This window comes from Funiculus sociatus GB2-C1 (assembly GCF_039962115.1).
GTDB lineage: Bacteria > Cyanobacteriota > Cyanobacteriia > Cyanobacteriales > FACHB-T130 > Funiculus > Funiculus sociatus.
Map to the genome: position 1 here is coordinate 1 of NZ_JAMPKJ010000031.1, position 13,925 is coordinate 13,925.

At 44.1% G+C, this 13,925-nt stretch carries 9 protein-coding genes; 7 read left to right on the top strand and 2 right to left on the bottom strand.

All coding sequences use genetic code 11. The features are described 5' to 3' along the window. Positions 1 to 172: 172 nt before the first annotated feature. From modA to NDI42_RS15620, 7 genes are all read left to right on the top strand, one after another. Positions 173 to 961: a molybdate ABC transporter substrate-binding protein gene (gene modA, locus NDI42_RS15590; protein ID WP_190456532.1), complete on the top strand. Its 789-nt coding sequence runs from the start codon at positions 173 to 175 to the stop codon at positions 959 to 961. Between the two features lie 331 nt (positions 962 to 1,292). Further along, on the top strand, positions 1,293 to 3,077 hold the full coding sequence (modB, locus tag NDI42_RS15595; protein WP_190456534.1) for a molybdate ABC transporter permease subunit: 1,785 nt from the start codon (positions 1,293 to 1,295) through the stop codon (positions 3,075 to 3,077). Between the two features lie 785 nt (positions 3,078 to 3,862). Further along, positions 3,863 to 6,172, top strand: coding sequence for a sensor histidine kinase (locus NDI42_RS15600; RefSeq protein ID WP_190456536.1), 2,310 nt, complete (start codon positions 3,863 to 3,865; stop codon positions 6,170 to 6,172). Then, a complete protein-coding gene (locus tag NDI42_RS15605) occupies positions 6,117 to 6,563 on the top strand; it encodes a response regulator (RefSeq protein WP_190417814.1) in 447 nt (148 codons plus the stop codon). The genes NDI42_RS15600 and NDI42_RS15605 overlap by 56 nt, the downstream gene beginning before the upstream one ends. A gap of 216 nt (positions 6,564 to 6,779) precedes the next feature. Further along, positions 6,780 to 7,946, top strand: coding sequence for a hybrid sensor histidine kinase/response regulator (locus NDI42_RS15610; protein WP_190456538.1), 1,167 nt, complete (start codon positions 6,780 to 6,782; stop codon positions 7,944 to 7,946). 389 nt (positions 7,947 to 8,335) lie between these two features. Then, complete coding sequence (locus NDI42_RS15615) at positions 8,336 to 10,726, top strand: phosphoketolase family protein (RefSeq protein WP_190456540.1); 2,391 nt, start codon at positions 8,336 to 8,338, stop codon at positions 10,724 to 10,726. Between the two features lie 163 nt (positions 10,727 to 10,889). Beyond that, a complete protein-coding gene (locus NDI42_RS15620) occupies positions 10,890 to 12,125 on the top strand; it encodes an acetate kinase (protein WP_190456542.1) in 1,236 nt (411 codons plus the stop codon). Positions 12,126 to 12,148: 23 nt separating this feature from the next. Here the strand turns inward: NDI42_RS15620 and NDI42_RS15625 are convergent, their stop codons facing one another. Continuing rightward, complete coding sequence (locus tag NDI42_RS15625) at positions 12,149 to 12,688, bottom strand: retropepsin-like aspartic protease family protein (protein WP_190417821.1); 540 nt, start codon at positions 12,686 to 12,688, stop codon at positions 12,149 to 12,151. Positions 12,689 to 12,848: 160 nt separating this feature from the next. Next, a complete protein-coding gene (locus NDI42_RS15630; RefSeq protein WP_190456544.1) occupies positions 12,849 to 13,799 on the bottom strand; it encodes a glycosyltransferase family 2 protein in 951 nt (316 codons plus the stop codon). Between the last annotated feature and the right edge of the window lie 126 nt (positions 13,800 to 13,925).

A 13,925-nucleotide genomic window follows, 5' to 3' on the forward strand; every position in this document is an offset into this window, starting at 1 on the left:
ATCGTTGAAGATTTAATGAGATTAAATCGCAATAAATTAGAGCATTATTTACGAGGGATGAGGGCTATGAAGCTCATTGTATCAACGTTTTAGCTTTCATGTCGCCCCCTCAGATCTGCGACAGATTTAGCAATATTTCAAAATCAATTAATTTTAACAACTCAGATAATCTATGACAAAAAAACGCATTATTATATTTTTCTCCTTACTCCTTGCTACATTAACCATCTTAACAATCCGAGCAAATCTCGACATTCCCTTTGTGGCACAGAAAAATAATAAATTGCTCATATCTGCCGCCGCTAGTTTAAGAGAATCACTCCAAGAAATTCAGCTTGTTTACCCACAAACCAAACAGAACGCTAACGTTACTTATAACTTTGGTGCTTCCGGTGCCTTACAACAACAAATTGAAAATGGTGCGCCAGCGGATGTAGTTATTTCTGCTAGCAAAAAGCAAATTGATGCCTTACAAGAAAAGGGACTTATCCTCCCCGATACTCGCCGCAACCTGCTAACTAATCGTCTAGTTTTGATTGTGCCAAGAAATTCTTCAGAAATTAGCAATTTCCGCCAACTGACAAACGCTAGAGTGAAAAAAATTGCTGTTGGAGAACCACGAAGCGTACCAGCAGGACAATACGCTGAACAAGTCTTCATAAATTTAGGGATTTTGCAGCAAATTAAACCAAAATTTGTGCTAGGAAACAACGTTCGTCAAGTTTTAGCAGCGGTAGAAAGTGGCAACGTTGATGCAGGTGTTGTTTACGCTACAGACGCGAGAACATCACAGCAGGTAAAACAGGTAGCAACAGCCGCAGAAAACTTACATTCCCCGATTGTTTATCCCGTAGCAGTGCTTAAAAATAGCAAAAATATACCTGCGGCTAAAGAATATATCCAGTTCCTATTTAGTAATCAAGCTAGAACGCTATTTCAAAAATATGGATTTGGGATATAGCTATTCTCGGCAGAGTTGTGAAAAACGAACTGCTGAGGCACAAAGGAGGAGGAAAGGGAGAAGTTTCTAAATAAGTTAAGATTTCTATGGCAAATAAAATTTTCTATTTTAATCTCGTTTTATGGAGCCTGGGAACGGAAGAAGGACTGTAAAGTAAGTATAAAACCTGGGAGCTTACCGTATTTGCAAATCGCCCACAGACTAGAAGTCTGGGCTACACAGCCAAAGCCTGCCGACCCAGGCTGAATGAGTCCGCGGAGGCGGACTTGGTTTGTGTAGCCGCGATTTCCAATCGCCTCGTATTTTTACTTTTGCATTAAAAAAATTGCCGATGCCACTTGATATATCTCCTCTATGGATTTCTCTTAAAATTGCTTCAATTGCGACCATTATTACCTTCTTTCTGGGCATTTTAGCTGCTTATTGGATGCTAGGATATCGAGGAAAATGGAAATCGCTAATTGAGGCAATTTTTATTTTACCCTTGATTTTGCCACCAACAGTCGTAGGCTTTTTATTACTGCTGTTGTTCGGAAAAAATGGTTTTATTGGGATGCTGCTGCCTCTAAATTTTAGCATTGTATTCACTTGGTACGCCGCTGTAATAACTGCTACAGTAGTTGCTTTCCCATTAATGTACAAAACATCATTGGGAGCATTTGCACAAATTGACGCGAATTTATTAGCAGTAGCTAGAACTCTTGGCGCTTCTGAATGGTCAATTTTTTTGAGAATTAGTTTACCTTTAGCTATTAAAGGAATTATCGCGGGAACAACGTTGGCTTTTGCCCGTGCTTTGGGAGAATTTGGCGCTACTTTGATGTTAGCTGGCAATATTCCGGGACAAACGCAAACGATTCCAATGGCGATTTATTTTGCGGTGGAAGCGGGGGCGATGAATGAAGCTTGGTTTTGGGCGCTGGCGATTATGGGTATTTCTTTATTAGCGATCGCATCTGTCAATTTCTGGCAAGATGGTCGAAAAAGGCAAAAACAAAACTTATCCCAATCCCCCATTCCCAATCCCCAATTCCCAATTCCCCATTCTGGACTTTTTGTTGATATTCAAAAGCAACTTTCTGACTTTACATTAAAAGTTTGCTTCAGCAGCGATGAACAGCCTTTGGGATTGCTGGGCGCTTCTGGCGCTGGTAAAAGTATGATATTGCGCTGCATTGCTGGAATCGAAACACCCACCCAAGGACGGATTGTTTTAAATGGGCGAGTGCTGTTTGACTCAGAACAAGGAATAGATATTCCAAGTCGCGATCGCTGTATCGGTTATTTAGTCCAAAATTACGCCTTATTCCCTCACCTAACTGTTGCTGAAAATATTGTTTTCGGCTTACCAAAAAAGACCTCAGCTTCCAAAATTAAACAGCAGGTGGAAATCCAACTTGCAGCGGTGCAGTTGCAGGGATATTCTCACCGATATCCCCGCGAACTTTCTGGCGGTCAACAGCAGCGAGTCGCTTTAGCAAGGGCTTTGGCAAGTCAACCTGAAGCGCTACTATTGGACGAACCTTTTTCCGCACTCGATACTCACTTGCGAAGTCAGATAGAACAGCAATTAATCGCCAGTTTGGGGAATTATCAGGGCGTGACTTTATTTGTGACGCACAATTTGGAAGAAGCTTATCGGGTTTGTCAAGATTTGCTGGTGCTGGAAAAAGGGAATGCGATCGCTTACAGTTCAAAGCAGAATATTTTTGAGCGCCCAAAGGTTGTAAGCGTTGCCAAATTAACAGGTTGCAAAAACTTTTCTCGCGCCCGAATTAGTGCATCCCAAGAAGTAGAAGCAATAGATTGGGGTTGCACTCTCCAAGTTATCGAACCTGTTTCAGATTTGCTCTCCTACGTCGGAATTCGCGCCCATCAAGTAACCTTTACTAAAGACCCGAATCAAGAGAATACTTTCCCCTGTTGGTTGGTGAGAAGCAGTGAAACCCCACACCGAATGACTCTATATCTCAAGCTCAACTCTTCCCCCATCACTCCTCACGATTACCATCTGCAAGCAGAAGTTTTTAAAGAAAAATGGGCGGTTTTCAAAGACCAATCTTCCCCTTGGTACGTCCGGTTAGATCCAATGCGGCTAATGTTGTTGGAAGAGTAAACTTACTGTAGAATTTCTTATAGAAATATATAGGATTATTTACGAAAATTTGTAATATACAATTAAAATATCTTTTTATTTAATATAAAACCAAAAAGTTGCTTTTGTTCAAAGTAACTGTAGGGAATGGGAGTCACGGTTATTCGCGGGCGTGGCGTTTGAGGAACCTGAACTAACAAATTGCATATTCTAAATTTTTAACTCTAATTGAACCGTATTGTTGTTTAGCAAATTTTTACAGAACGAGATTTGTACTCAAACATATTGTTTTCCAGAAACTCTCGCCGCCTCCGCTACCCCCGAAAGCAGCGGCAGAAGGATGATAAAACACATTCCGGTGGTACTGCTAAAGATTTCAAAACATCAAGAGGATATTTTCAAGAGTTACAGATTACGAATAAATTGTTACATTGTAAGACACATAACCAAAGTTGCGTGTCTTACAATTGCATAGTTCAGGCTAGAAATCGTTATCCCGTCGTCTGTCTAGGAAAAATAAAACGAGTAAAAAAGTGTCTTGTCGCCGCACAATTTTTAACATTTACTATAGGAATGCTAGTTAAATACCTGTGCTATGCTGATGAACGCAAGCAGGTCAGGGAAAAACTGCGAAAGACGGCTAATTAGAGTCAAGAACAAAATTTTCCAGCCCCTTTCCGTCTGCGGCATCAACCAAGTAAATTTTTAACTGGTACGGAAGTTACATTTAGGTATTTTACCCACGATAGGATTTCATATCCTATGAGTTTTCTAGTTTTTGTTACGCCGGATAATAAAGGAGAATCATGGCGGAAATAGATTTACAAATACAAGATGTTAATTTGGCTAGTTTGGAACAAAAATCAATCCATAATTGTGGTCAAATTCAGCCTCACGGGTTAATCTTCGTTTTGGAAGAGCCTGAACTAAAAATATTACAAGTTAGCAGTAATACATCCACTATTTTTGGAATAACCCCCGAAAATATACTTGGAAAACAACTGGATGAAGTTATTGATCCATTTCAAGTAGAAAGAATTAAAACCGGACTAGCAGAGGAAACTCTTGATTACATCAACCCTACAAAGGTTTGGATCAGAAAAAAAGGTGATGACTTCTTAGTATTTGATGCAGTTTTTCACCGTAATTCAGACAGATTTTTGATTCTGGAACTGGAACCAGCAGTTTCCCAAGAAAATATTCCATTTTTAAGCTTTTATCATCTAGCTAGAGCTTCTATCAATCAGCTAGAAGAAACATCAAGTCTCCGGGACTTTTGTAAAATCATTGTCAAAGAGGTGAGAAAAGTCACTGGATTTGACAGAGTGATGTTATATAAATTTGATGATGATGGGCATGGGTCTGTCATTGCTGAAGAAAAACTAGAAAGTATGGAACCTTATCTAGGTCTTCACTACCCAGAGTCAGATATTCCTAAACCAGCGAGAAGATTATTCGCTTCCAATTGGATCAGATTAATACCAGATGCCAATTCTCAGCCTGTTCAAATCTTCCCTGTGAATAATCCGATAAATCAGCGATCGCTAGATTTAACAAACTCCATTCTGAGAAGCGCCTCTCCCTGTCATATACAGTATTTGCACAACATGGGTGTTGGTGCAAGTCTGACTATCTCTTTGATTAAAGATCAAAAACTTTGGGGACTTATTGCTTGTCATCATCAGTCGGCAAAGTATGTTTCCTATGAGTTGCGTAAAGCTTGTGAGTTCTTAGGAAGAGTAATCTTTTCAGAAGTTTCAGTTAGAGAAGAAACAGAAGACTACGACTATCGCATGAAGTTGACATATATCCAATCAGCTTTGATTGAATATCTGTCCCAAGAAGAAAATTTTATTGATGGTTTACTTAAACACCAGCCGAATCTCCTCGATCTTGCCAGCGCTCAAGGAGCAGCCGTGTGTTTTGGTGGGACTTGCACAACTGTCGGCGAGACTCCTAAAGAAGAAGACTTGATTTTTTTAGTTCAATGGCTAAAAAATAATGTCAATCAAGAAGTCTTCTACACAAATTCTCTGGCTCAAACTTACCCGGACGCAGAAAAATTCAAAAACGTCGCCAGTGGTTTACTAGCTATTCCAATTTCCAAGAAAAACTATGTTTTGTGGTTTCGACCAGAAGTGATTCAAACTGTCAATTGGGGAGGCGATCCCAATAAGGCGTTTGAAGCAACTCACTCAGAGGGAAGCGTACATCTGTCCCCTCGGAAATCATTTGAATTGTGGAAAGAAACGGTTCGTTTAACATCTTTACCCTGGAAACAGGTGGAAATTAAAGCAGCGCTTGAACTGCGAAAGGCAATTATTAATATTGTGCTGCGTCAAGCCGATGAACTGGCTCAGTTAGCTCACGATCTAGAACGTTCCAACGCTGAACTGAAAAAGTTTGCCTACGTCGCCTCCCATGACTTACAAGAACCGCTAAATCAAGTAGCGAACTATGTGCAACTGTTAGAGATGCGCTATGAAGAGCAACTTGACCAAGATGCCAAAGAGTTTATTACCTTTGCTGTCGAGGGAGTCAGCCTGATGCAGACGCTGATAGATGATGTGCTGGCATACTCGCGGGTGGATGTGCAGGGTATCGAGTTTGAACTAACGGAAGTAGAGACACCTTTAGACCGAGCCTTAGGCAATTTGCGGGGACGCATCGCGGAAAGCAAAGCTGTTATTACCCACGATCCTTTGCCAAGCGTCATGGCTGATAGTACGCAGCTGATGCAGTTGTTCCAGAACCTGATTGGCAACGCTATCAAGTTCCGGAGTACCCAGCAGCCAGAAATTCATGTAGGAGTTTCTCGCCAAGAGGATGCGTGGCTATTTTCAGTGCGGGATAACGGCATTGGCATCGATCCGCAGTTTAGCGATCGCATTTTCGTCATCTTTCAACGCCTGCACACGCGGGATGAGTATGCTGGTACAGGCATGGGTCTGGCTATTTGCAAGAAGATTGTAGAGTGCCACCGAGGCAACATCTGGGTAGAGTCGCAACTTGGTCAGGGTGCGACATTCTACTTTACGATTCCAGTAGGGGGACGCGATCGTGAGCGTAGAAACGGACGAAAAGCTCAAAACAATCTTTTTGGTGGAGGACAATAAAGCTGATATCCGCTTAATTCAAGAAGCGTTGAAAAATAGCTCGGTGCCACATCAAGTAATGATTGTCAGGGATGGCATGGATGCTATGGCTTATTTACGTCAGGAAGGCGAGTATGCTGATGCACCTCGTCCAGACCTGATTCTGTTGGATTTGAACTTGCCGAAGAAGGATGGTCGAGAGGTTCTGGCGGAAATTAAAGCCGACCCTAACCTAAAACGCATTCCGGTGGTAGTGCTGACAACTTCAAAAAACGAGGATGACATTTCCCAAAGCTATGAGTTGCACGTAAATTGCTACATCACTAAATCCCGCAATCTCAGCCAGCTTTTCAAAATTGTCAAAGGGATTGAAGAGTTTTGGCTAGAAACCGTCACCCTACCGTCAGAATAAAATTTTGAGTTTTGAGTTAAAAATGAGAAGTTAGGAATTAGAAGTTATAAGTGAGAAGTTAGGAATTTTGACCCCTTGGCTTAGCTCAGGGAATGGTTTTAAATTCAAAATTTATTTACACTTAAAACTTCTCACTCGTCACTTTTGGCTCAAAACTCAAAACTCAAAACTCAAAACTCAAACATTGGGGAGCGGAGGGAGAAAAACTAAAAGACTATGCCTGCAACCTCAATAAAAATCTTGTTAATTGAGGACAACCTGGCAGAAGCCAGACTTTTGCAAGAATATCTGAAGCAAGCCAACGGCAATCAGTTTAGTCTGGTTCATGTCAAGCGATTGGGGGAAGCCCTCAACCGACTCAAGGAAGATTGTTTTGATATCATCTTGTTGGATCTGACGCTACCAGATAGTCAAGGATTAGAATCCCTGGCTCCCTTAAACAGCCACGCCCCTAGCTTACCGATTGTGGTGCTAACAAATACGAATGATGAGAAATTAGCAATTGAGGCGGTTCGGCAGGGGGCGCAAGATTATATAGTTAAGCGGCAGCTGAATGTAGACCTGCTGGTTCGCTCTATACGCTATGCGATTGAGCGATCGCAAGTTATGGAAGCATTACGAGAGGCAAATGAAGCGTTAGAAATTCGGGTTCAGGAACGAACGGCTGAACTGGTTAAAGCTAAAGAAGTCAGCCAGATGAAATCTGAATTTGTTTCGATGCTCTCTCACGATTTCCGCAATCCACTAACTACTATTCTCCTCTCTACTGGATTTCTCCAAAACCATGACGACAAATTAACCAAGGAGACAAAACTTACTCACTTCTTGCGGATGCGTTCGGCGATCAAAAACATGGATCAGCTATTGAACGAGGTTTTATTAATCGGTAAAGCCGATTTAGGTAAACTTCAGTATCAACCTACTCAGTTAGCTTTAGAACCGTTTTGCCGCCAACTGGTCGAAGAGTTACAACTTAGTACAGGTGAAAAGCATTTTACTATTGTTTTCAACTGTCAAGGAGAATTGGGCGAGGCGCTATGGGATGAAAACTTGTTGCGGCATATTTTAGGAAATTTACTCGCCAACGCAATTAAGTATTCACCCGAAGACGGCACAGTTTGGTTTGAACTGATTGGTCAGGAGAAAACAGTCATTTTTCGGATTCAAGATCGGGGGATTGGTATTCCTTTAGAAGACCAAAAAAGACTTTTTCAACCTTTCAATCGCGCTAGAAATGTCAGCACAATTCCTGGCAATGGTCTTGGTCTAGCGATTGTTAAAAAGTGCGTAGAGGCACATGGGGGTCAGATTTCCGTACAAAGTGAAGCTGGAGTAGGGACGACGTTTACGGTTATACTGCCACTTGCCAGGTCGCAAAAGTGAGGTCTGATTCAGGACTTGCCTCTGGCACTGACAAATTCATCCGTCAATACTATCAACTTATTCCGAATGGAATCTAGCAATCCTATTTAGATTGTTAACAAGTATTCGCCTTGGTGTAAGGATACAGCAGTGCCGTGTCCCTACAGGGTTTCACGAATTATTTAGGATTACTATATTCCTTATTTGCATCCGTCAAGAGAAATAGTTCTGAAACAAAACTAATAAAATTTTGCAACTTGTTAAAGCAATTCTTAACAAATTGGCACGGATCTGGATGTCGCACAGATAATTATGGCAACAAGACAACTTCATTTAGTAATTTGAAGCTGTCAGTTGCATTTCGTACTGCTACCAACTAATTCCCACGATCCAGAAGGTAGAAAATCATTATGGTTCAAGCGATCGCTCCCACACTCCAAAAAGGTCTGCTGACCGCCGAAGAACTGCACAAGATCAACGCCTACTGGCGTGCTGCTAACTACCTTTCCGTCGGACAAATCTATTTATTAGACAATCCGCTACTCAAAGAACCGCTGACGATAGAACAGGTCAAACCCAGGCTACTTGGACACTGGGGAACAACTCCGGGTCTGAACTTCATCTACGTCCATTTCAATCGCCTGATTAAAAAGTATGACCTTCAGGTAATCTACATTGCTGGGCCTGGTCATGGCGGGCCCGGTTTAGTCGCCAACACATACTTAGAAGGCACTTACAGCGAGTTCTACCCCAACATATCCCAGGATGCTGAGGGCATGAAGTCGCTGTTCAAACAGTTCTCTTTCCCCGGTGGTATCCCTAGCCACGTTGCGCCCGAAACTCCCGGATCAATTCACGAAGGCGGAGAACTCGGTTACGCACTCGTCCACGCCTACGGTGCTGCCTTCGACAACCCGGATCTGATTGTCTGTGCCGTTGTTGGGGACGGAGAAGCGGAAACTGGGGCCCTCGCTACCAGTTGGCACAGTAATAAGTTTCTTAACCCAGTCCACGATGGGGCTGTGCTGCCGATTTTACACCTGAATGGCTATAAGATCGCTGGGCCAACAGTGTTAGCGCGGCTGAGTGATGAGGAACTGGAACACCTGTTCGTTGGCTACGGCTACAAGCCTTATTTCGTTGAGGGATCTTATCCTGTTGAAGATGTTCACCAGTTGATGGCGCAAACCCTGGAGAGTGCGATCGCAGAAATTAAAGACATCCAACAAGATGCCCGAAGCAATGGGTTCAGCAAGCGCCCCCAATGGCCGATGATTGTCATGCGGACTCCCAAAGGCTGGACGGGGCCAAAAGAAGTAGATGGTAAACCAGTAGAAAATTACTGGCGATCGCATCAAGTCCCATTATCAGACTTGGTGAACAAGCCAGAGCAGCTGAAAATGCTCGAAGACTGGATGAAGAGTTACAAACCCGAAGAACTCTTCGATGAAAACGGAACGCTAATTCCCGAACTTAAAGAACTGGCACCATTAGGCGATCGCCGCATGGGTGCGAACCCCCACGCTAACGGTGGCTTGTTACTAAAAGACCTGAAGATGCCAGACTTCCGCAATTACGCTGTCGATGTCCCCAAACCAGGCACCGTTACCACCGAAGCTACCCGCGTCATGGGAATGTTCTTGCGGGACATCATGACACTCAACGGCGAACGCCGGAACTTTCGATTATTCGGGCCAGACGAGACGGCATCAAACCGCCTCAGTTCTGTATTTGAAGTCACAGACCGAGTATCTACCGCCGAAATTCTCCCCATCGACGGCAATGTTTCGCCTGATGGTCGCGTGATGGAAGTCTTAAGCGAACATATGTGCCAAGGTTGGTTGGAAGGATATCTCCTAACTGGTCGCCACGGGTTATTCTCCTGTTACGAGGCGTTCATCCACATCATCGACTCGATGTTCAATCAACACGCCAAGTGGCTCAAAACTACTCGCCACATTCCCTGGCGGCGACCCATCGCTTCCCTCAACTACCTGCTAACAAGCCACGTCTGGCGGCAGGATCACAATGGTTTTTCCCACCAAGACCCCGGCTTTATCGATCACGTTGTCAATAAGAAGGCAGAAATCATCCGGGTTTACCTACCCCCCGATGCTAATACCCTGCTGTCGGTGACAGACCATTGTTTACGCAGTCGTAACTATGTCAATGTCATCGTCGCCGGAAAACAACCCGCTTTGCAGTTCCTTGATATGGATGCGGCAATCAAGCACTGTACGGTAGGTATTGGTATCTGGGAATGGGCGAGTAATGATAAAGGTAGCCAACCAGATGTAGTGATGGCCTGCGCTGGAGATGTTCCCACTTTAGAAACTTTGGCAGCAGTTGACATTCTCCGTCAGCACTGCCCCGATCTGAAGGTGCGGGTGGTGAATGTGGTTGACTTGATGACGCTTCAGCCAAAAAGTGAGCATCCTCACGGTTTGTCTGATAAAGACTTTGACACCATCTTCACCACTGATAAGCCTGTCATCTTTGCCTATCACGGCTATCCTTGGCTGATCCATCGTCTCACCTACCGCCGGACGAATCACAATAACCTTCACGTCCGGGGTTACAAGGAAGAAGGCACAACAACTACGCCGTTTGATATGGTGGTTCTCAACGATTTGGATCGCTTCCACCTGGTGGGGGATGTCATCGATCGGGTGCCAGAACTGGGATATGCAGCGGCTTATGTGAAACAAATGCTGCGCGATAAGTTGATTGAGCATCAGCATTACATCACCACACACGGCGAGGATATGCCGGAAATTCGCGATTGGAAATGGCCTTATTAGAGGAACCCCAACCCCGCAAGCACAGAGGCGGCTAAGAGAAGCTGTTTACGCTTGTTCCCAGGTTGAACCTGGGAACGCCTTCCAAGAGGCTCAGCCTCTTGTATCTAAACAAGAGGCTGAGCCTCCACATACGCATTCCCAGGCTGAGCTTGGGAACGAAAAAATGAAGATATTAGTTTTGAATGCGGGATCTAGCACCCAGAAGAGTTGCTTGTATGAGTTAGGGGACTCTTTACCACAGGAACCCTTAACTCCTTTGTGGGAGGCGCAGATTGACTGGACGAAGCAGCCTGGGATGGCTTTAATTGAGGTGAAAACTAGAGGAGGTGCGGTTTTTGAGAACAAGTTACCCCTAGATGATCGGTTAAAAGCGATCGCTTCTATGTTGGAAACTCTCTGGTGTGGCGATACTCAGGTGGTGGAAAAACCTACAGATATTGATATTGTCGGTCATCGGGTAGTGCATGGGGGAGAAGAATATCGCCTCCCCACTTTGATTACAGCCGAAGTCAAAGACGCGATCGCTCGTCTTGCGGAATATGCCCCCATCCATAACCCAGTCAATCTTGAGGGAATTGAAGCCATAGAGCAAATTCTTGGTAATTCCGTTCCCCAAGTTGCTGTGTTTGACACCGCCTTTCACAGCCAACTACCGCCCGCAGCTTATGTATATCCTGGTCTTTACGAGTGGTTAGAACAAGGTATCCGGCGGTATGGTTTCCACGGTATCAGCCATCAATACTGCGCTCAACGCGCTGCACAAATTCTGGGGAGAAACCTCGACTCTCTGCGCCTGATTACCTGTCATCTGGGAAATGGTTGTTCCCTGGCGGCAATTCTTAACGGTTACAGCATCGATACCACGATGGGGTTTACGCCCCTAGAAGGGTTGATGATGGGCAGCCGTTCAGGTTCTGTCGATCCTGGGATTTTAATTCATTTATTGCGCCAGTCAGGGATGGATGCCGAAAAGCTTGACAAAATGCTCAATTCGCTTTCCGGATTAAAGGGGATTTCCGGCTTATCGGGGGATATGCGCCATATCCTGAGTGCGATCGCTCAAGAAAACCCACGCGCAACTTTGGCGTTTGATATTTACGTGCATTCACTCCGCAAGCACATCGGTGCCATGCTTGCAAGTTTAGGCGGCTTAGATGCACTGGTGTTTACTGGCGGTGTCGGTGAAAATGCAGCGGCGGTAAGAGAGCAAGCCTGTGCAGCTTTTGAATTTCTTGGTTTGCAACTAGATCCCCAAGAAAATGCCGCATCCCCGCGCGATCGCGATATCGCCACTTTTGAATCAAAGATCCGGGTGCTAATTGTTCACGCTCAGGAAGATTGGGCGATCGCGGTGTCGTGCTGGCAGTTAGGATTTAGCGCCGCTTCCGCCACAGGGTAAGCATTTTATCTTCCCCGACCACCTCAGCGTAGTTGAAACACCACCACATCCCGTTTCACGGTGACATCGTAATTGCCAAAGAAGTCATGCCCCAAAAGCCCAATGTCTTGATCTGCACCTGCGATCGCTACTAGCACTTTATTGGCAACGGCACCATCTACAGACATTGATTGCACGTATCCTACAGGAAATTCTACTCCTACCGCACTGGCAGTATCAGCTTTAACCGTTGTCACTGGCACAACCCGCAAGGCGGATGCCATTCGGCGGGTAATCATCGTCCCGCTAGCCCCGGTATCTAGAATCATCTCGTAAGTTTGCCCGCCATTAAATGTCACATCAATTACGGGTGTACCACCTAGTCGGCGTTTGATTGGGGCTTGAAACGCCCGTTTGCTAGTCGAGTCGCCGCCGCACAGATGACCTAAGTTGACGGTTCTGCCTCCCGGAGCAACCATAAAGCACGGATCATCCTGGGCTTTAGCCGCCCTTGGAACCTCCGCCAGGACTGCATAAAAAACCAGCCCGGTTAGAGAAACTAGCACTGTTATGAATCGTTTCATCTTGCTTTCCCTGTCTTATTAATTGAGCTTGGTAGATTGACTATTGCTCAATTATCAATTTTTGTTATACAGCAGTCCTAAACGAATATTTTTTCGTTTATCGCACTCTCGTCGTGAGAGCGACTTACCGGATGCTGCTATATCTATTATTATTAATTTTTTAAAATTTAGTATTTTTCAGATAGTTGTAAAGCGCCCTCGCATAAATCTCCATTTTTTCTGGTAGCGTCACTGAAGATAAATAACTTTTGACAAATTCCTGACATTCTTCTTCAACTCCTCCAGAACGCCCATACATACCCAAACCTGTTGCTAACAAATTATTGGTAAATTTAGAAAACGACGGAAATTTCTTTTTTATCCAATAGGCTGTAAGAACAATTATTCTCGCTTGCACCTTTTGCTTATCCTTCCTCATCGAATAAGCGTTGGAGCCATGTACTCTATAAAGAGCTAATTCTTTATCAAAAATCAGACCTTTACCCAGTCCTATTGCCGTAAATTCCAAATAACCATCATTAAGACCAATTCTCTTGGCTTCAGGCATTGGTAAAATTTGTTGTAGAAGCGATCGCCTAAAGCAAAGTCCTGTCGTAGAAGGAAGATTGTCTAATTTATCCTTCAGTTTTCCCTTTTTGATGTATTCTCTCAGATCGTACTCGCGTTTGGGATTTTCAGACCCGTTCTTGCTAATAGATCCACCTTCATTACCCTTTTCAGTAACAGTAGGTTTACCCTCGGCATCCACCCACTTAAGCGAGTGAAAACACCATTCTAAATCTGCGCGATCGCTAAACGCTTCTACAACTTCTGCCGCTTTTTCCGGCACATAGATATCATCAGCGTCTAAAAAGCAAATAATATCCCCACTACTCGCTGCAAAACCAGCATTAAAAGCCGAAGCTTGTCCCCCATTTTCCTTTAGCACTGGGGTAATTTTATCTCCGTAACTGGCAATAATTTCCCGTGAATTATCGGTAGAACCGTCATCTACTACAATTACTTCAGTGTGAGAATAACTTTGATTAAGAGCGCTGTCAATTGCCTCCGACAGGAAACGAGCATAGTTGTAGTTATTAATGAGAATGCTAACTTTAGGATTACCGTTCATGCTTTATCTCTTCAAAATTTTTAAATTTCACCAGTCGTTATCTTACTTTCTTCCCGCTCAAGGATTACTGAATTTGTAGGTTGGGTTGAGGAAGCTCACCCAAAGTTCCTTACTAGGGCTTGTTCC